Raw genomic sequence first — 20118 nt, forward strand, 5'->3', positions numbered from 1 at the left:
TCCGTCTAAAGGAAAGTACAGTTGCGTTTTCGCCACACTAAAAATCCATATTGGTCGGGGGTATGTGGTTTAATTTTTCCGAACTCCCAAGCCAAAGTACTTAAACCGCCTGGATAGCAATGCTTGCCATCTGATACCTGATTCACCATCTCATAGCGATAGCGAGATTTAGGGGTTACGGTGTAATAATGTTCTTTGCAAATTGCACCGGACGCGGAATTTGAATCAGACACTAAAAATTCACGATGCATTTTGTAATTCATACGTTCGGTCAAAAGAAGTGCGGTTTGCACCGGAGAAATAGGTGCATGCACATGGCCTGTCAGAGGATAATGAGTCCCTTGACTACCTGCACACCAAAAAAGGCTGTCTATGGGTTTCTTGGTCAATGTCGAAGAAAGAGCGTCCGCAGCGCATGCTGAAGCTGCTATGGGATTAGCAAACAATACTGACTCAGGACTTAATACAAAGCTCATTTCAGAATCTTGCCAGGTGGGGTCAAGTTCGGTCAGATAAGCAATATCAAAATCACCACCTTGCAAACAGCCAATCGAGGTGATGAGATTAAGCCAGCTGATGAGCGGATATTTGTACCAATGGACATGGAAAAACGCACGTTGCTGCCCATTACCCACCACATGACGCCCTCCCTTATTCTGTTTTAAACCCAATTTGAGCTTGATGCCTCCAAGATTCACCAGGCAATATGGTGTATCGGTCACATCAGTCAGCGCCACAGGCTCCCAAAATCCAATATTCAGTCCCACACGCAATCCCATAGGGCTTGGGCATATACCTACGGGACTTGATGCATTGACGGTATCGGGAAGAGATGAATTTACTACTTTGATGTTGCCTATCGACAAAGGAAATAAGCATCGCCAACACACATCGATAATCGGATTAACAAAATGTCCTGTACACTGCTTGCTAAAACCACTGCAAGAAAAAATAAATAAAACCATTAAAAATAGAGTTCTAAACAACATTGCCATTCTCCTTAATTGCCACTTCAACAATAAGAAGCTGATTTTCTTTGCGTGTTACTTGTGCTGGCACATGTTCAATATTAAGCTTTCTTATAATGCGCCCTTCCTGATCAAAATAAATCACAGCATTTAGACTCTTTTCAGCGCGCTTAATTGCCCCACCCGTCAAAATAAATTTGGGATTAGGACATTTACTCTTCTGCATCTGCGCCCAACGAACCTGTGCTTTGTCATCCGCATTAAAAAATAACCAACAAGGTCTATACGCTGGCATATACTCCATGGCATTGACATAAGTTCCCTTTGGGTACAGAACATTGCCTTTATGGTCAGTGATATCCTGACTTAAAGTTATTTCTGATTTGTAGTAATGTCTGATTGTTTGGTTGATTCGCTCCAAACCTAATGCGGTAGGTCTGTTAGTATGGTTGACCACTGTATTAATCCATTTCCGGTTTAATGCCTCCAACTCACCACTAGTGGTTAATGTGCGTAAACGTTCTTCGATCAGTACTAAAAAGCTTTTTTCTGCAATGGGGAAAACCTCGCCTACAACACCGAATGATTTAGCATTAACATCCCAATAAATTGCTAACATAAGAGACACAAGCAATACCCTTTTCATAACTTGCTCCTCATTGCTTGTCCTAATTTGTTAGCAATCTCATTGGTAATGTCATCACCACCGGCAAGAACCTTACGATGATCTAAAATCATGACGTGATGTTGCTTTGCATACTGTATTAACAGAATTTGGAGTTTATTTTTAAATTGACGTGTTGCATGGATCACTTGCTCATCATTTGCTTGATGCTCTGCTAATTGACGAATCAATTGCGCCTGAATTGCTTCGGTATCAAAAAACACCACTTTAGTGTTTGGTGAACTCCAAAACAGTTCCAATCCAATAAGAATTAATGCAGCTACACTCACTAAAACTTGATGAACTAATCGCATAATTCATCTCCATAATATTGTTGCGCCACACGATAAACAGCATCTGTAAGTGGTACTCCTTGGTTCATTAAGGATTCTATTTCCCCAAATTCATCACCTGAGGTAGAAAACAAAACCCTTGAAAATGGATCGCAAAAATAACGATGAAATGTTGTGACATTACCAAATTGAATCATTAAATTGGAAAAGCCTTGTGTTTTAGCCTCACCAAAGGATTCGATCATGGATACTTCTAGAGGGTTAAAATGGTCGGGATGGCTTTCTATAAAATCTCGAAATGCTCCTTGGCGCATGATGATTTTGGTATCTGCTGCAGCAGCAATGGCTTGCCCTTGTAGCGTTTTCATAGTGTCGGAGAGGTTTTGGGTAATTACCGCAAAACCACCGGTATGTTTTCTTGCCGTACGAAACCCCTGCTCAATAAATCCTGCAGAAATTGGATTAGAACCTACAGCCAGAAATCGCCACGCTTCATCAATAATGCAGCGTTTTTGAATTCGGCGGTCGGAATGGTAAAATTGACCCTGAATAATCACAATCATGACGAACATGACAATGGTAAGCAGTTCTGGGTTACTTTCAAGTTTCCCCATTTCCAGAACCACAAAATTAGAGTTATTCAAGAGAGGGGTATCGCTGTTAAACAGCTTGCCGTAGATTCCTTGGCTTCCATATTTATCCAACAAAACCAGCAAATCTTTTAATCTTCGGTCATTTCTGGATTCTGGTTTGTGAAGAAGCTCTCTCAGTGCTGCCAATACATCATCCATTTTGGCGAGCCGTCCTCTCTCTTTCCAACAGGTAAGAACCGCATCCAAAAGCCATGCTTTTTGTACCTCACCCAATCCTTCATTGGGACTCGCCATAATGGCTAACAAGTCTCTGATTTGAATGTAATCATTCACCTTTTCGCCATCAATTTCCGTAACCCCATCAAAATCAAATAACGTAAAAGGATTAAGCGTCAATGTAGATGCATCAATGTAGCTTCCACCGACTAATTCACATAAATGCTTGTAAGAACCCCCTAAATCAATAACAAAAATTTGCTGCCCACGTGATAAACCATCAAGAATTTGTGCTTGTTCAAAAAAGGATTTACCAGAGCCTGGGCTTGCAATGGTTAAACGATTAAAATTGGTAATAGGTAAAACTCGGTCATCAAAGGTATCTAAATAAAACAATTGATGGCGGTATGTTGGTAGAATAAGCCCCTGCCGTGCTCCTTTAAAATCAGCAACCACAGGCAAAAGATTGGCCACATTCGTATGACTTAGTTTTTTGGTTAAGCCTAAGAGTTCAAGGCTTGAAAAAAGCCCTTCGGTCAACATAAAAGGGAAGCTTCCCAAAAATCGAAGCCACTGTTTGCAACGGCTTTGGATCAGTGTAAATCCCATTTGCCTAAAACTCGCGATTGCTTTTGCCACATGCTCCCGTTCTTTTTCAACGGTGGTGTACAATACTAGATTGTAAAACGTAGGCAGCAGATACAGTTCGCCTTTGGATGCGTACTCATGAACAAATTGCCATTCGGAAGCCTCCTCTTTAATACTAGGATTAATAAAGGATTGAATGGCATTGTTATTAGCACTTAAAGATTTAGCTCTTTTTTTCGCTTGTGCCTTCATCTTTTCCTGATTGACACCACGAACGGTAAATGAAAGAAGAAATGGACATTGAATACCTTGTTCAGGCTTTAAAAGATTGGCAAATAAATCTGGCGTTTGCCATAAGGCAAATGGTGCCTTAGGAAAACTCGTGAGCTCACAATTCACTACCCTTGAACGCTGAATAGCACTTTCATCATCGGCAATGGAAATATCAATGTTCTCATCACCAATTTCATAGATTGTAGTCGGATTAGGAATGGATTCACTAATAAAAGGTTGTGAATCCTCAATTTTTGGCCAGGAACATTCATTGAAATTTGGTGACACAAGAGCACGCATCAGAACTTTAAAATCGTGCGCCTCACACCGCATAAAACTAAACCCTGCAACTTTGAGTTCGGATTCAAAGTCATCTCGCAGTCCCTGAAGCTTGCCTTCAACTCCAAGCTCTGTTGGTCTTGAAATAAAAAGATAACATCGATAATCCGAGAGTGTTGCTGGGACATTGCGTCCATTTTTATAGCCCTTTGCAATAGCACTAAGATGGTATTTGAGACTTTGGCGTGCAAGTTCTGCATAAATCCCACCTTGCTTTAAAATGGGCACGTAATTTTGATACATATTTTGCGCAAGCCAAGGATGCTTATACATTAACACCGTACAATCCGTCCCTTCGGTTAGCTTGTTTTTAAAAGTTTCGGAAAGCGATTTCATCAAAGACTCATCAGCACCTGCCATAGGCATTAACAAAAGACCAAACCCCGCAGAGCTTCGGTTTATAAAAAATCCTTCTTCACTGACTGTTTCATAGGGAAACAGGTTTTTTATAGAAGGCAAATCTAAAGTACACGACTCAAATGCTTTTGAATGATGTTGCAATGATTCCGGTTTAATGCCTGCAGTTTCCCCTAGTTTGTGACTTACACGATGCACCAGATCACGTGCTTTATCTCGCCATTGATTTAGCCTTAAGCCCATGATTGCTCCTTAACTGTTTGTGCCAGCCATAGGGCTTGTCCACTATCTTGTTTGACTATTTTTCCTTGATTTAAAAGAGGTTTGCTTTCAGCCTTCATCATGTTCTTTCTGGAACTATAGGGTTTTACATCATCTGCAAACCGAGTCATGGCATCGACCTGCTCGATGGTCAAACAACTATCCCCGGCCGTGGCATTACAACTGAAATTGGAATTGATTGGCCCACATGCTGCTAATCCCATATAAATTAAAAGGATCAGACTCTTTTTAATTATTTTCATCGTAATACCCCTGTCAAATTTGCGCTCAAGCTGTTCGCATGGTCAATTTTCCCTAATACCTCAGGCGGCACCGTAAAATTCATGTCAGTCGAATTCCCTTCATGGTTAGCAGCAATTAACCTTTGTGCTTCTTCCTCTGCTTTGACTTGGTTCATGGCATGTTGGCTTTTGTCTTCATCAGGCTCTAAATAAAATCCATCTTTAAAAACCACCGTGACCACATTGCCAGAACCGACTTGAATGACAGGATGGTATTGTTCTGCGCGTTTAACGTAATACGCAGATAACGTATCTGCTGCTTTGGAAGCACCTCCATAAGCTGCAAAAGGTGCAATTTGGCTTGATGGAACTACAGAAGTTGCACCATAAGGGCCAATCGCTTGTACGCTTTGAGCATATTGTGCGGCTTGGGCAATTCCAGATAACGCACCACTAACTCCTGCCCAAGTCATCACTTTGTTATCCCTCATCAATGGCTTCCCTTTAATCCCCACTTTGCCATTGAAAAACACCCAACCCGTCACTTCTTTATCAATAATGGGTTGGCCTGGATGAGCACAAGAGAGACGATATAAGGTTGCAAAAGCGCGTTCACTGGAAATATCTCCATAGGAATTCGCACTCACGCGACATCCCCGAAGACGTGAGCGCGCTCCATTAGGTAGTGTTCCATCCTCTAGGAACTTAAAGAGCATTACGCCATTATTTTTAGATTGGCCATTAACGGATGCATCAGCATCAGCTCCACCTAAAACAACTGCTCTTACTGAAGTGTTTGATGGTACATAATGAGCTGGATTTAAATAGTTATTATGATGAGTTCTAGTGCTGCGGCGTTTCGTTCGAAATGACACTGTATGAATGCGTGGAGTGATATCTGCTAAGGTCATCATGTCAGAATTGCTATTCATGGCATAAGTATTGGGATGATGCCAAAACTCTGGGTTTTGTACTTCCTTTAACTCATTAGATGTATTAGGTACTTTCTCAGAAGCACTTGATTTTTCCTGATTTGCCAAAACCATCGTGCTTATTTGTGCGGTCAATTCTTCTTTTTGAGTGCTTAATTGCTTCTCATGTTCCTCAGCCATCTTTTTCATCGTGAGAGTCAATTCACTAATTTGCTTTTTGAGTGATTCGAGTTCAGTTTGTTGGACTGTTAATGCATTATCAGCTGCAGCTTCTGTAAACGATTCATCCACAATTCCAGTTATATCTACTGGTTTTTGTATCGCAGAAGTTTTTTTTGGGCGACCATCTATAAGCAATACAATCATGATGGCCAGAATAAGCAAAACTCCACTTCCCACCATGATTAATGTACGAAGTTGGCGGCTTTTAACCATTGTATTGAGTTGCCAATTAGCCATGATCCACTCCTGCAACACGGTAAAGCATGGTACGTTCGCGAGGATTAATTGTGGGCTTCGAAAATTTAATCGCTAGAGTATCCTTCTTTGCAAACCATTCTTGAGATAACTCTAAAGGCTCTTTACCCCCGTTATAGAGTTCAATGGTTTCTCCTTTAAGAAACTTCCCATCCCAAGACTCTTTAGGTAACAGTGTTAAACCTCTTTCCCAACGCTGGGCTTTGCCAAATTGACGCGTTACAACCACATCAGTAAACGGTTTGTGATTCTCCATATGAGTAAGCATTGCAAGAATTGCTTCTGGAATAGCTTCATGAGTCCCAACTACCTGACTGGCTTTCGTTTGACGAGGTGTTACTTTTACAGGTAGTGGCTGTTGCGGAATGAGTTCAATTGTTTTACCTAATGACTCCTCACTATTTAAAGTTACCGAAAAATGACGACCTGCTTCAGTAGTCAAAAACAAGGTAAACGGATTAGTTGCTGCCAACATGATATAAACTGATCCATCCTGCTCATCACGTTTAATCGCCATCGCCTTTTCCGGAAATACCGCTTCCATGATTTTGTCATTTTTCACAAAAATGCGGTTGTAATTTCCCTGGCTTAAAGTTAATGCGATTTCACTATTATCTTTAAAAGGGATACTGTTACTCCCAATCACACTCATTGATACCAGTGCCAAAATGACACCAAGCCCTTTATTCATCGTTACTCTCCTTCTTTGGTGCAAATTGGACGATTGATAAACGACCATCCACATATTGAAATACCAACTTGTATGTTGTTTGCGTATCAGAAAGTGCTTGAATTCCCACATAGCGCTTTAACGTTCCATTCACCACAGCATTAAGTTCATTGGGGTTTACTTTGATTTCAGTGATGTCAAAGGTAGATGACATTTTTTTGTTTTTAATAACTCTGGCTTCCTGGGCAAGCAGCTTTAAAAAATAGGGATACTGTTGATGATTCACAAAGGAAAGCAGACGCTTATGATTCGCATCAACTGTTTCAGGACTCACGTTGAGACGTTCATTGATAAAATTCTCCGTCATTAAACTTAAGTAATGACTGTCAACAAATGAAGCACTTTTTAAATAACCAGGATTCCCTGAAAAAGGGGTAATCTCTACGGTATGATGTTTGAACGCTGAATATACAAAGAAAGACAGCAGCACATTAGATACCAATAAACCAAACACAAGGCACACCATCAAATTAAATCGTGCGGATAATTGGCTTAATCGGCTTTGGTGCGTTTTAAAGTCCATTTAGATCTCCTTAAGCCACATACACACGATGATGTGACAGTGGTAATTGGGGTAACAAGAACTGAGTCAGTCCGCTTGGGAGATGCCAATAAGCCAATACAAGAAGCGATTTTGGACCCTCCCCTTTCTTCAAATAACGCAAACTGCTTAATAACCCCAACCCGAACAGTGAGACCAAAATCTTTTGATTACTAATGATGAGCAACATAAAACCCAATCCTGCGACCACAAGCTCATCCATAGTTAACGTCAGTATTCTCTTGGGTGCATCAATGTGGCTTAAAAATTGATAATTCATGTTGCTCATCGTTTGCTTCCTCCTTAAAACACGAATGTTTTCAATAAAAATGCAGGTATAAAGGCCACTGCAGTAACACCAACAAAAACCATCGGATTCTTACTTTTAACAGCCATTGCAGTAGCTAAAATAATGTCCACCAAAATAAACACTTTCCAAAACATTGAACCACTTCCTAATGAATCCTTGACATCACCTTCCAATGCTTTGGATAAAAGATCATTCGCAAACACACTGCTTGATAAAACAATCATTCCCAAAACACCTAAACTCTTTTGCATCAAACATGTTATTTTTTTCCTCTTCTTCACTGTTTTCTCCTTTTTAAGGTTGTAGAAATCCCTAAGCACAATTTTGCTCATTATTTGCCAGTCATTGATTCGCTAAATTCGCGAGAAATTACGCTTATTGATATAAGAATATTTTCATAACTTATTCCCTCTTACTTACCAAATAACTTGGTTTCAGTTTTTTTAGTAACTCTTGAAATTGTATATATCCTTCTTGGTTCTGCTCTTTTGGCAGATCTGAGAGGTTCTTTTGTTTTTTAATTATATGTACCTTGCTAACAGTAGGTGCTACATGAGTTCTGTAACATTTTCTAAACTCAACAGGCGATGGCGGAAATGAAGGAACAGAATGATGGCCTGATAAAAGATAATCAATTGTTCCTAAAATTCCCTTTTTACCTATTTTACATACTAAGTCCTGCCATTCTTGTCGAATAGCTGATGCTTCCGTGGGATTATCTCCCTCATAGATAGTGCGGCTGTAAATAATTTTAATTTTAAAGATAAGCCATTCTGTTAAATTAATTACCTCAAGATCTGATAGCTTTGCTTCACGAACTTCGTTTTCGACTTCTGAACTCTTCATTAAATTGCTGGATTGCATCATGTCTATTGGCGATGTCATTTGAGTTTTTGTCTTGGTTTCGAGTAACACTAGATTTGTATTGGACATCTAAGTAACACTCCCTTTGCTGTTTCATAACTTGTTTACTTTGGGTTAACCCAGAATTTCGTCTTAGCAATTCAGATTGATAAAATGCTTCGTCTAAATAAACTTCATCTTCCCAACGCGCTTCTTTAAGCCAACCTGAGGGATCAGGCCATTGGGCAACAAACAGATTCAACCGCTGACGTAGGTCTTTTTCCTGCTTTTGTTTTTCTAAAGCATCCAAGATCTCGCGCATCAGAGGGTCTTCTAAACTTTTAACTATCCTTGTAAAAATTTCTGAAGATCTCTTTTTATTAACTGGCTTATTGGTAAACTCAACCCATTTATCCCAGAAGACACCAAAAGCATCAAAACGTGTGTTTATTTGTGTAGGTAATTTCTGTAAGTAATCTTGGTATGTATTCTTTGTATATTGCTGAGTGCAATTTGCTCCTATGGTTGGAGCAATTTGCTCTTCTGGTAGATCACTTTTGTAATCATCGTAAGTGCAATTCTCACTTATCGATAGGTGCAAATCGTCCCTATCGATCAGATCATTTTGCACCATCGATGAAGTATTTTCGAAAGACTTGTCTTCATTAACATTTGGCTTTTTTGCGGAATAATCCTTTAACCAAGCACAAACTTCATTTGGATGAAATAAAAAAAATCTTGTTTTATCAAATGAATACCTTGGGTTCGGATTTCGATGTATAGAGATAAACTTTAAATTTTCTAATACTTCAATAGCCTTTTGAATACGCCTTTTATTAAAAATATTTAATAAAGAAGATTCTAATTGTTCTGATGTATGCCATTGCAATAAAGTTTCAATTTGTGAACTATTATCACCATGTCTTTGAGCAACCTCATTGTAGCTTTGAGCTTGGGATTTTTGTTCAAGCTTGATATTGTGCCAATATTCAAATAAATTTAGTAAAGCCGCCGCACAAGCATCTTTTTCGCAAGCGTTAAGTTGCCACTTGCGTATTAACAATAGTCGTTCACTCTCTGGATGAGGAATACAGCTTGTTCGAGGCATTACGCTTCTCCGTGCGTCATGATATGTATTGAAGCAATATTATACCTGTTATACGTATATGTAAATAATTTTATACCAAAATATGGTATAATTTTCATAAGGGTCTATTGGGTTTTTTATGGAACAAAATATTGAAGATCAACGAATAAATATCGGACGTCGCATTAAAACGGCTAGAAGCTTGGCTGGAATCTCTCGCAAAGATTTAGAGCAAAAATATGGTATTAGTATGCATACCCTACAATCTTGGGAGCTAGGTAGAAATCCTTTAACAGAAAAAGCAGCTTCTAAGCTTGTAGAAATCTTTCATAGTACTGGGGTAAGTTGTTCAACACAGTGGCTTCTTAATGGTTCAGGAAAAAGTCCAAGCCTTGTTGCCTCTGAATTTGTTCCTTTTCCAACTCTGGATAAAGACATTGCCCCTTTATTTACCCAAGAAAACGCTATTCAGAAAGAAATAGAGTTTTTTAAATCAAACAACCCGAACGCTATAGTAATCATGGTTTCTGACGACACTATGGAACCAACTTATTCTAAAGGTGATTTTGTAGGAGGTATTCAGTATATGGATACTTCAGAAATACAAAAATGTATTGGAAATGATTGTATTGTGGAAATTAGCGAGGGTATTTATTTTCGTCGCTTAGTACAAAGAAAAAATGGCTATGCATTAGTATGTTTGAATGCTCAGACAGTAATTGAAGATCCTGTTATCTTCTCAAAAAAAATCTTAGCAGTAACTCCTGTTATTTGGCATCGGTGGAAATTTAAAAAACCGGATTAACGTAGGAATTACTTATGTCCTCTAAACAAAGTACTATCGATTTTATTCTTGATCAAATCGCAGATACTAACATGATCCGTGCGAAAAAAATGTTTGGAGAATATGCAATTTACTATCATGAAAAAGTAATAGCTTTAGTTTGTGATGATCAACTATTTATCAAGCCAACTAAGGCTGGTAAGGCATTCATTAATAACTACATTGAAGATATTCCATATCCAGGTGCAAAACCTTACTTACTCATATCTGGTGACTTGCTGGAAGATAGTGAATGGTTAACTCACCTAGTTAGACTTACGGCATCAGAACTCCCTGAACCGAAAAAGAAACGTCCAAAAAAATAGCATGTGTAATACATAATTTTCTTAAGTATAATAACTTAATTAATTTACACCTATTTGAAGGACTTACATAATGATGGATCTGTATTACTGGCCCACCCCAAACGGCCATAAAATTACAATATTTTTTGAGGAATCCGGTCTCCCATACAAGCTAATACCCATAAATATTTTTGAGGGAGAACAATTTTCCGAAGAGTTCTTACGGATATCCCCCAATAATCGAATTCCTGCCATAGTTGATCATAACCCTAAAGACAGCAGTAATCCTATATCAATCTTTGAATCAGGTGCTATTTTACTGTATTTAGCAGAAAAAACAGGTCATTTTTTGTCTAAAAATGTTCATGATCGTTATGAAATTTTGCAATGGCTTTTTTGGCAAGTTGGTGGACTAGGTCCTATGGCAGGGCAAAATCATCACTTTAGTCAGCATGCCAAGAATCTAACTTATGCAGTGGATCGTTATGTCAGAGAAACTGCCAGATTATATGGTGTTCTTAATAAGCATTTAGCTAATCGAGAGTTTATAGCAAATGAATACTCAATTGCTGATATGGCATGTTATCCATGGATAGTTTCTTATGAAAAACAACAACAAAATTTAGATGATTTTCCTGATTTAAAAAGATGGTTTTTACATATAAAAAAACGTCCTGCAGTTCAACGTGCCTATGATGCAGCTAAGGATATACAAGTTGATCAAGTTTTATCGGAGGAGTCGAAACGAATTTTATTTAATCAAGGCAAACAAGCATAGTAAAGGTAACCTTCACTATTTAACCACTTTTTTAAAGTGACATAGAAAAATACAAATGAAAATTTTGATAAATTACATTAGCAAACCAATGCAAGCTTCCTTATTATATTAAAGTATTGTTTAAGGTATCGACAGTGCCATACGAACGGTTCATATTGTAACTTTTATCGAGAAACTCTTGTAAATAATTTACATTAACTATATTAACTATATAAGTAAATATTCTATCGCCCTTCAGGAAAATAGGTAATTTGTTAGAAACCACTTTATGCTTAACCCACTTATGATTCGTCGCAGATATAGGATCTTGTTCATAATCTATTACCCATATCTGCGCATTTGTAACAATGAGTGGCATTATGTGGATCGGTTTTTCTTCGGTAGGGGATTTTTGCTTAATGTCCCAAGATACTGCATGTATTGCATTAGTAAGCTGAGTTTGGGCTTTATAAAAATTGTTTTCTGTGTCATTTTTTGATAATTTTTTTAACTTATTTTGTTCTTTACTAAAAAAATCGCCAGTAAATGTACAGAAAAGGCCAGCACCACGAAATCCCATGATTCTACTATTATTATCAATTTCTCTTCTTACATATATAGATTCTGATTTATCGGGGTCTTTAATTAGGATTAACATCGAATTGCTAGCCGTACCTTTGCATTCAATTAAAAATAATCTGTCATTTAATTCAGCTTGAACATCTACCGCTAAAAGTTCGCCCTCATAATAATAAAACTTATTAATTTCAGTGTCATATCCTTTCATTTGAAATAGATTTTTTGTTTTGAATTCTATGTTAAATCCATATTTTTCAGCTGCATCTATCACCAAAGCCTCATCAGATGTACTCACATTCTCTCCTTAACAAACTCTTTTTATAAATGATAATTGAATTATTTTTACATTTAAATGCAACCAGGTCTGTTTGAACTTCATAAAATTAATTAATACTTTGATGCATCCAATCTATTTTTTTTACTGCGTTAATTTTATACTCAGGAGCCAAATGCGCGTATCGTAAAGTCATTTTAATATCGGAATGCCCCATTAACTCGCGAACTGTATTTAAGTCGACACCTGTCATAACTAACCTACTTGCAAAATGATGACGTAAATCATGCCATCTAAACCGAGTAATTTGAGCTTTTTCTAAAAGTGAGGCCCAAGATCTTTTCACGTGATTGAACGGCTGATTATTTTTACTTAAAAAAACCAGACCATTTTTAATGGCACTTTTTTCATATAGCTGTTTTACTACACGGTATGCTTCATCATTTAAAGGGATAAAACGTGAGCTATTATTTTTTGTAATTTCACCATCCAAAAGAATTGATCTTTCAGTAAGATTTACCATTTCCCAAGTTAAATTAAAAAGCTCTCCCCTTCGCAAGCCTGTATTAATTGAAATAAGTACCATAGGCATTAAATAATCAAAATACTCCCCATTCCCAAATTCAGGATACAGAGGATACCCACGAACTGTGCGCCATTTATTTGCATTCATTCGATCTTGCTTTAACTTATTTTCTCTCTCCAAAAGAGCCTGTCGCAAGCGAGATTCCTCATCAACCGAAAGGTATCTAACCTTTGGAGAGCGATCAATTTTAAATTGCTTTAAATTTCTTAAAGTATTTTCCTTTAGAAAACCCCAATCCACTGCTTTGGTTATAACAGCTTTAAGAGTGGTAATATTACGATTAATAGTAGCTTGAGCAGTGCCTGCATTGACACGCTTCACCCGCCATTGTTCCAAAAGTGCGGGAGTTATTTCTGTTAAAGGTTTGGAGTACATGGTATTAAAACAACGGTTTAAAGCTGCAAGCGTTTCCTCACCTCTTTTATGATGAGCTAGAACCCAAGGCTTATAATCACTTTCAATGAATTCTTTTAGTGTTCTAGGTTTATTAGCACCTTTTTTTACTTCTGGTTTAATACCTTTATGATAATTGTTTAATACTTCAATTGCTTTTTCTCGAGCTTGTGCAGCAGAAATAACCCCTGCTTTTCCAAGATTAACACGGCCTCCGCGTGCATACTGACACAAATAAACCATACTTCCTGTCGGATGGACCCGTAATATAAAACCTTTTAAATTTATGTCTCGAACATCATAGGCTTTTTTTTCATTAGGAATTAAAGTTTTTATTAGGGAATTACTGATTCTTGCTATCATCATCATCTCCTAAATCTTTATTACTTTGTGTATAGGCACTCAACTCTGATTCTATTTCTTCTGTAGTAGGTAAAACATTATTAAGTTTTTCAGTTAGTGCTTTGCTTAGCTCATACTCTGCAATTCCCATTGGACTACTGACACGCCTTAATGAATATTCAGCAATAACTTTATCCTTCTTTTCACAAAGTAATAAACCAATTGTTGGGCCGTCTTCGGCCATTTTTAATTGCTCATCAACAGCAGATAAATAAAAATTTAATTGACCTGTGTCTTTAGGATTAAGCTCTCCTCGCTTGAGTTCAACGACCACGTAAACATGAAGTTTGGTGTTATACATTAATAAATCAATTTCGAAACGTTTCCCTGAAACTATAATAGGATGCCTGGTCCCATACAAAGCAAAGCCCTGCCCTAATTCCATAAGAAATTCTTTTACGTGAGTAAGTAGCCCATCATGGATATCCTTTTCATGAGCTTCCTCTCCTACAGACAAAAAATGAAACTTATATGGATCTTTAATCATTTCTTGAGCCAAATGCGAATGATGTGCTGGAAGCTTGTCTTTAAAATTAGTTGTCTTATGTTCTAGTTTCGCTTGCCTGCTGTAAAGATCACTTTTTATTTGTTTTTGAAGTTCACGATAAGACCATTCATTTTCAATAGTTTTTTGGGCATACCAGTGTTTTACGTTTGCTTGCTCAGCCGAAAAAGCCTGAATTAATACAATATGATGTGTCCAAGTTAATTGGTCAGGCAGTGCCTGACTAAATTCACCATTTGGATAATTAAGTGCAAAAAGACGCATATACTTCAGATTTGTTTTAGAAAATCCCTCTGTATTAGGGAAAGCTCTGCGTAAATCGTTAGATAAAATTTCAAATAGCTTATCTCCCCATTGGGCTTTCTTTTGTTCTTGAATAATGAGTTTCCCAATATCCCAATAAAATTTAATTAATTCATGATTTACTACTATAGCTGCACGAATCTGGGCTTTTTTTAACCTTTCTTTTATTTCAGTTAATAAGTTTTGATATGATGTATCTAGATGAAGTTGTGATGCATTAATAATCTTGTTCGACATTTGGTATCCCATTGACTGTATTTGGTCAGGCACTGCCTGTCCAATTATAAAGTGCATATAAAGTGCTATTTTTTTGTAAAGTGTAACATAACAATAAATAGCAGTGCATCAATAATAAATATAACTCAATGAAATTAAATAATATTTTTTACATGGGAATACATGGAGATACATTGGGAATTTATTATATTCGCCTTCGGGAGGCAGGGGTCGCAGGTTCAATTCCTGTCACTCCGACCAATAAAATCAAGGATTTTTGGAGTTTTTCAAAAATCAAATTATCATTTTAGGGTGCAAATTGAATGAATCATGATGCAAAGGAAACAAAATAATTATCTAATACGTTGTACGATTTATGAAGAAATTCACTTTACTTTTCTTGACTCTAATCCCTTTTTCTTCTTTTGCTTTGGACTGTCACCCAGACATTAATCCTAATATTCCACAATATATTGTCGGCTATGGAAGTTTAATTGATGAGACATCTAAAAAAAGAACAGATCCATCTGCTGAAGAGAGTGTTCCTATTTTGATAAAAGGATATAAGAGAATTTGGGCAGGACACGGTAATTTACCTGGAGTTAATGCCACGTTTTTATCTGCCATTAAAAATAAAAGCTCATCTTTTATTGGTGTAAGTTACAAAGTGAGCGAGCCGGAAAAAATCAGAAGTTATGATAAAAGAGAAAGCTTTTATTGCAGAGAACAGATTAATCCAGATAACATCGTATTCCTTTCTCAATCTTCCAACTTTTCAACCCAAAAACAAGTTTGGATATACACTATAGCCTCAACGGAAAATCAACTTCCTACCAAAGACTTTCCAATTGTCCAATCCTATGTTGATATCTTTTTACGTGGCTGTATTCAAATTGAAGAAAAATTTAAAATTACAAATTTTGCTAAAGATTGTATTGAAACTACTGATGGATGGCCGATTTATTGGATAAACGACCGGATTTTTCCTCGCCGCCCATCATTCTATGAGCCTTTTGCGGCGCAGATAGATGCTTTACTCAAAGATACTGTATCGGAACAATTCAAACATATTAGTTTTGAAAAGCCATGATCTAATCACAGCTTTATTGTTTTTGTGTAGTTCCAACCAAGAAACAAGAAATAGTATTTAATCCTGTGCCGTGTTACCTAATTTATGCGACTTGCACTCTTAATAACCTTATTCTGACATGCCAACCAAGATTTTCAATTTTAGAAAATTTGCTTTGCGAAAATTTCATTTATATTGCAAGACCAATTTAATATTGAATTAATATCGAACAGATATGATGAATTATTTATATGAAAAGCTGATTTATTATGACCCAGCGTATTATTTTAAAGAAATTTATTAAATTCTTAGAAATAACTGAAATTCAGCTAATTAAAGAGTTGCAAGAAGAATTTCCTAAGAATTATCAGGACAAAGTAACAGCAATTCAAAAAGATCTGTATGATTTACGCACCGCCCTCAAGAAGGGACATTGCCTGGGTTTTAGCGTCATTGATGGAGCGATGGATCACATTGGGAAATTAAAGTGGTGGGATCATGCAAAAGCAGCTGTTGCAAATTGGGATGAGCAGGAATCAACACTTGATAAACTCATTGAATTACCGGGATCTGAAGAAGATTCTTTTTGGCAAACTAAAAAAGAAAAAGAACAACAATCGCTACAATCTCCCCCTATAGATAAGAAAAAAATTAAGCTAAAAACACTTTTTAACCGATTATTACCTTATGTAATTTCGAACCATGCCTGTTTTGATAAAAATTTTAAAACCAGTAATCTCAATCAATATACGCTCTTGTCTCCTACAGAGCATCATTTTGAAATTCTAAGCAAACAAGGTATCGTCAAAAAAATTCAACAAAGAAAAATAACTGCAGGTAAATTAACTACAAACGAACTCATAAGGTTACTGAACGAAAATGACTTCACAGATACAATCGCCATTATCAATTCACCTACACATACAATTCGTGTAAGCTTCAAAAACGGGTCATGGTCCGTATATAACTCTAACTATGATCAAACTTCGCCCGCTACATGTCGTAAATATTTTCCAAATAAACTCGTCGCAGTGAATGAAGTATTCCGAATTCTAGGTCAATCAATAGCAATTGTAATTGCCAGTACTAATTCAGAAAAAAAAATATCCCTTCCTCTATTGAGCACGCTTAAACCTTTTGAGATGCTCGATCGATTAACTGAGGATGGCCTCTTTATTATAGCAAAATGGTGTCCTGATATTCTCCAGAACGTATTGGAACAGGTTGAGAATCTTCCCTCTGCGGGCGAAGTTATTGCGCAAGGTCTTCTATGTCAGAGCAATGGAACAGGATTACAATGCATTGCCAAGAGCGTTCCCGGAGCATTACCGAAGGCATTAGAATTGGCAGCCAAAGCAAAAAACGGTGATAAACTGATTGTTCAAGCACTGTTAACCCAAGATGAGGATAAAGAAATAGGATTAAAAACAATTTTATTCTATGCTCCAGCTTCTTTAGAGCTCGCATTGGATAAGGCTACTCAGACGTTAAACGATTGCGAGCTCATAACTCAAGCCCTTCTATCTAAGGACGATGAGGATTGGTCCGCTTTACACTATATTGCCGCGGACTTCCCAGAGCTTTTACCAAGAGTTTTTAGTTTATTTAATAAAACAGCGAATGGCCCACAGCAGCTTGCAAAATGCATCCTAGAGAAAAATAAACATAATTCAACACTCCTTTACCTTGTTGCACGTTACAGCCCCAATTCCTTATCTCAAACATTAGATATTGCCAGTAAATGGAATGTACATGACCCCGAGCCTCTTGCAAAAGAAATTGTAAATAACCTCAAAGTAATTGCCCAATATGCGCCACCTACTTTATCTAAAGCATTGAATATGGCTTTGAAAGCACCTAATGGTTCCACTCTTATCAAGGAAGCACTGTTAGCTAAAAATGAGAAAGGGTTACGCATAATAAAGCGCTATTCACCAGATTGTCTGGATCAAGTACAGCAAATTATCCAAAACAATCCAAGTAAATCAATCAAGTATCAAGGATCTCCCCAAATAGTCCGTACAAACCTAAGCTTCTGGGAACGAAACCAAGTTTCAGCTACCATACTGACTGCAACAGTTGTTGGCGTCACCGCTTGGTTCGCAACTAAAAAATAAGCGGGTCCTGCTCCCTAGCCTGCGCAACTATAGTCAGCAAACGCAACACGTTGGCGAAATTAAAGGTCAAACAAATAGGGAGTTTTGTTTACCAGTTAAATATAAATATGGATAGGTCAGGGTCAGGCCCTGAATCGTGAATTGTAACCCCAAACTCAATAAAAACTGTTCTATTCGAAATTTAAGTCCTGCCCCAGATGTGCTGATATTCTGAACCAGCTATTTATGGAAGAAGTCAATTATAGCAAAGCTATTTTATCAATTTTATCGGCGTACTTCAGAGAAAATATCAACGATTATAATGTTTTCGAGTTATCCAGATTACGGCAGACAATGCTATTACAATCTAGAATTAAGAGGAATAAAATTGAACATGCCCTTTTTTACCAAGCCCCGGGCCGGAGCTCATCTCACTCGAAAAAGTAGTTTTTTATATAAAAACATTCATTGATCTAAATCAAATCGACTCAATTACTTTAATGCTATCCTTTTAGCGCTTATAACTGTAGATGGCCCTTAGAAGGAGTTCAATATGCTTTATTTTAATGCAAGTACCGGAGAAACCGTCCTCTCTGGATTAACTAATGTAAATGGCGATATGTTAATGCGCTCTATTTTTAAAATAAACAAAAACACAAAACATATTGATATGGGATGGAATAATTTTGGTAAAAGATCAAATTTCGAATTGCAAGTAGCATTAAGTCACCTGAATGACCAAATAAAATTTGTAACTTTACGTGGAAACAGTTTAGGAAAAAAATCAGGAGAAGATGCTGCGCTTGTTTTCTTATCATTAAAGCATGCTACTCATGTAGACTTAAGTTTTAATGACCTTAATGTTCAAAAAAGGCTAGATATTGGATTAAAAGGTTTTGTCTCAACTCAAGTAACGTCATTGGATCTGAGCTCTAACAATTTAGGTATTGATATTAATAAGCAGCTCAACAAGGCGGTAGCTGTTCTTATAGGTTTAAAATCATTAAATATGAGCTACAACAAATTGGATAGAAAGAGCGAAGAAGAACTAGAAACCCTATGTGCGGCGTTCCCCGCAAACTTAGAGCATCTTGATTTAAGCAACAATAATCTGGGCAGCAAAATTAACTTAATTAGAAAGTTACCTAAAAATATTACTTCTTTGAATATTAGCGATAATGACATCGGTCAATTAGCTGTTGAGGAAATTTATAATTTGAAGAGTTCATTAACCCATTTACAAACACTTTATATCAGTATTGATGAACTCACTAAGATGTCCCCAAAACAAAAAAAAGCTTGGGAATCTATTCTTTCACCTATAAATAAAGTTGTTTTTCTTGATTCATCAGAAAGAGAAGTTATACCGGAACAATCTCTTTTTGCAACCAATAAATCTGGTTTCTTCATCCGAAATTATGACAACAAAGAGCAGGATATTGTTGAATCGCTTAAAGGTTTTGCGAAATCTATTACTGATAGCCTGAGAAAATAAAATCAAAGGGCAAGGTCATAGAGAGACATTCATCGCTTCAATCAATTAGCTGGTTCGTTTTTTAATCGCTTGGTACATTTTTCTGTGTTTTTTATAAGGTAAGGACGTGATGTAGTAACGCGTGGCGGTTTCAACATGGCCTGTCGGTAAATGACGTATCGATTCTACGCGAATATAGGCACTTAAATCCTTCCATTGTTGGCTATATCGTGGCAGATACATAGCGGGCAAAAGGGTATACTTTCTTTCTTCAATACGGCTATGGTCGTAGTTCATGGACTCTTTTTGTTGATACACCATCGCCTTGTAGTTGAGCTCATCTGCTTTAGCGAAAAGATTATCAACCTTTTTATACAGACGCTGATGATTTTTCTTTAACGCAAGCACATAGTGGGCTTGTTTAAGACGGATGAGATTCGCAATTCCTTTGTGCGTACCCATCGCATCAATCGTTATTATTTTATCCTTGATAGCCAGTGCTTTTAATAAAATAGGTATTCCTTTTATTTCATTGCTCTTATCAGGCGTAGCGGTACTTGCTAAGGTGGTCGACAATCTGGGGGAATACGCATTAATTAGATGCGTGGCTTTCTTGTTTCCT

General features: G+C 37.1%; 22 protein-coding genes. 6 read left to right on the forward strand and 16 right to left on the reverse strand.

The annotated features are described in order from the left end of the window. Positions 1-5 precede the first annotated feature (5 nt). The 12 genes from traU to ELY20_RS13560 form a co-directional block, all read right to left on the reverse strand. Positions 6-989, reverse strand: a complete 984-nt coding sequence (traU, locus tag ELY20_RS13505) for a conjugal transfer pilus assembly protein TraU (RefSeq protein ID WP_110144285.1) — start codon at positions 987-989, stop codon at positions 6-8. After that, positions 979-1614: a type-F conjugative transfer system protein TraW gene (gene traW / locus ELY20_RS13510; protein ID WP_110144284.1), complete on the reverse strand. Its 636-nt coding sequence runs from the start codon at positions 1612-1614 to the stop codon at positions 979-981. Before traW ends, traU begins: the two co-directional genes overlap by 11 nt. Further along, positions 1611-1946, reverse strand: a complete 336-nt coding sequence (locus ELY20_RS13515; RefSeq protein ID WP_110144283.1) for a TrbI F-type domain-containing protein — start codon at positions 1944-1946, stop codon at positions 1611-1613. Before ELY20_RS13515 ends, traW begins: the two co-directional genes overlap by 4 nt. Then, a complete protein-coding gene (traC, locus tag ELY20_RS13520; protein ID WP_127059494.1) occupies positions 1937-4534 on the reverse strand; it encodes a type IV secretion system protein TraC in 2598 nt (865 codons plus the stop codon). The genes ELY20_RS13515 and traC overlap by 10 nt, the downstream gene beginning before the upstream one ends. Next, the gene (locus tag ELY20_RS13525; protein ID WP_110144294.1) at positions 4525-4815 is read right to left on the reverse strand and encodes a TraV family lipoprotein; all 291 of its coding nucleotides are present in this window, start codon (positions 4813-4815) and stop codon (positions 4525-4527) included. The genes traC and ELY20_RS13525 overlap by 10 nt, the downstream gene beginning before the upstream one ends. Continuing rightward, on the reverse strand, positions 4812-6185 hold the full coding sequence (locus ELY20_RS13530; protein WP_127059495.1) for a TrbI/VirB10 family protein: 1374 nt from the start codon (positions 6183-6185) through the stop codon (positions 4812-4814). The genes ELY20_RS13525 and ELY20_RS13530 overlap by 4 nt, the downstream gene beginning before the upstream one ends. Further along, positions 6178-6894 (reverse strand): type-F conjugative transfer system secretin TraK, encoded by a 717-nt coding sequence (gene traK / locus ELY20_RS13535; protein ID WP_127059496.1) that lies wholly within the window; start codon positions 6892-6894, stop codon positions 6178-6180. The genes ELY20_RS13530 and traK overlap by 8 nt, the downstream gene beginning before the upstream one ends. Continuing rightward, positions 6887-7456 carry a type IV conjugative transfer system protein TraE gene (traE, locus tag ELY20_RS13540; protein WP_127059497.1) on the reverse strand — a complete coding sequence of 190 codons (570 nt, stop codon included), beginning with the start codon at positions 7454-7456 and terminating at the stop codon, positions 6887-6889. The genes traK and traE overlap by 8 nt, the downstream gene beginning before the upstream one ends. Before the next feature lie 10 nt (positions 7457-7466). After that, the gene (gene traL / locus ELY20_RS13545) at positions 7467-7763 is read right to left on the reverse strand and encodes a type IV conjugative transfer system protein TraL (RefSeq protein ID WP_110144266.1); all 297 of its coding nucleotides are present in this window, start codon (positions 7761-7763) and stop codon (positions 7467-7469) included. 14 nt (positions 7764-7777) lie between these two features. After that, complete coding sequence (locus tag ELY20_RS13550; protein ID WP_110144229.1) at positions 7778-8065, reverse strand: hypothetical protein; 288 nt, start codon at positions 8063-8065, stop codon at positions 7778-7780. A gap of 121 nt (positions 8066-8186) precedes the next feature. Then, positions 8187-8630 carry a hypothetical protein gene (locus ELY20_RS13555; protein WP_110144230.1) on the reverse strand — a complete coding sequence of 148 codons (444 nt, stop codon included), beginning with the start codon at positions 8628-8630 and terminating at the stop codon, positions 8187-8189. After that, the gene (locus tag ELY20_RS13560) at positions 8596-9735 is read right to left on the reverse strand and encodes a hypothetical protein (RefSeq protein ID WP_110144231.1); all 1140 of its coding nucleotides are present in this window, start codon (positions 9733-9735) and stop codon (positions 8596-8598) included. The genes ELY20_RS13555 and ELY20_RS13560 overlap by 35 nt, the downstream gene beginning before the upstream one ends. 118 nt (positions 9736-9853) lie before the next feature. Here ELY20_RS13560 and ELY20_RS13565 point away from each other — a divergent pair, with 118 nt between their 5' ends. From ELY20_RS13565 to ELY20_RS13575, 3 genes are all read left to right on the forward strand, one after another. Next, positions 9854-10519: a helix-turn-helix domain-containing protein gene (locus ELY20_RS13565; protein ID WP_110144232.1), complete on the forward strand. Its 666-nt coding sequence runs from the start codon at positions 9854-9856 to the stop codon at positions 10517-10519. A gap of 14 nt (positions 10520-10533) precedes the next feature. Next, positions 10534-10863, forward strand: coding sequence for a TfoX/Sxy family protein (locus ELY20_RS13570; protein ID WP_110144233.1), 330 nt, complete (start codon positions 10534-10536; stop codon positions 10861-10863). Positions 10864-10933: 70 nt separating this feature from the next. Next, on the forward strand, positions 10934-11620 hold the full coding sequence (locus tag ELY20_RS13575; RefSeq protein ID WP_110144234.1) for a glutathione S-transferase N-terminal domain-containing protein: 687 nt from the start codon (positions 10934-10936) through the stop codon (positions 11618-11620). A 103-nt stretch (positions 11621-11723) separates the two neighbouring features. Here the strand turns inward: ELY20_RS13575 and ELY20_RS13580 are convergent, their stop codons facing one another. From ELY20_RS13580 to ELY20_RS13590, 3 genes are all read right to left on the reverse strand, one after another. Continuing rightward, entirely contained in the window at positions 11724-12473 is a 750-nt protein-coding gene (locus tag ELY20_RS13580; protein ID WP_110144235.1) for a hypothetical protein, read from the reverse strand. Positions 12474-12561: 88 nt separating this feature from the next. Further along, positions 12562-13794 (reverse strand): site-specific integrase, encoded by a 1233-nt coding sequence (locus tag ELY20_RS13585; RefSeq protein ID WP_110144236.1) that lies wholly within the window; start codon positions 13792-13794, stop codon positions 12562-12564. Continuing rightward, positions 13775-14878, reverse strand: a complete 1104-nt coding sequence (locus ELY20_RS13590) for a PDDEXK nuclease domain-containing protein (protein WP_110144237.1) — start codon at positions 14876-14878, stop codon at positions 13775-13777. Before ELY20_RS13590 ends, ELY20_RS13585 begins: the two co-directional genes overlap by 20 nt. Before the next feature lie 355 nt (positions 14879-15233). Here ELY20_RS13590 and ELY20_RS13595 point away from each other — a divergent pair, with 355 nt between their 5' ends. The 3 genes from ELY20_RS13595 (at position 15234) to ELY20_RS13605 (ending at position 19517) form a co-directional block, all read left to right on the forward strand. After that, positions 15234-15947 (forward strand): gamma-glutamylcyclotransferase family protein, encoded by a 714-nt coding sequence (locus ELY20_RS13595; RefSeq protein ID WP_110144238.1) that lies wholly within the window; start codon positions 15234-15236, stop codon positions 15945-15947. A gap of 248 nt (positions 15948-16195) precedes the next feature. Then, positions 16196-18043, forward strand: a complete 1848-nt coding sequence (locus tag ELY20_RS13600; protein WP_110144239.1) for a hypothetical protein — start codon at positions 16196-16198, stop codon at positions 18041-18043. A 532-nt stretch (positions 18044-18575) separates the two neighbouring features. Then, positions 18576-19517: a leucine-rich repeat domain-containing protein gene (locus ELY20_RS13605; protein WP_110144240.1), complete on the forward strand. Its 942-nt coding sequence runs from the start codon at positions 18576-18578 to the stop codon at positions 19515-19517. Between the two features lie 45 nt (positions 19518-19562). On the opposite strand, the gene ELY20_RS13610 is transcribed toward ELY20_RS13605, so the two are convergent. Beyond that, positions 19563-20118: ISAs1 family transposase (locus ELY20_RS13610; protein WP_127059498.1), on the reverse strand; the 556-nt coding region annotated here is incomplete at its 5' end.

The organism is Legionella qingyii, assembly GCF_003990155.1.
GTDB classification, from domain to species: Bacteria; Pseudomonadota; Gammaproteobacteria; order Legionellales; family Legionellaceae; genus Legionella; species Legionella qingyii.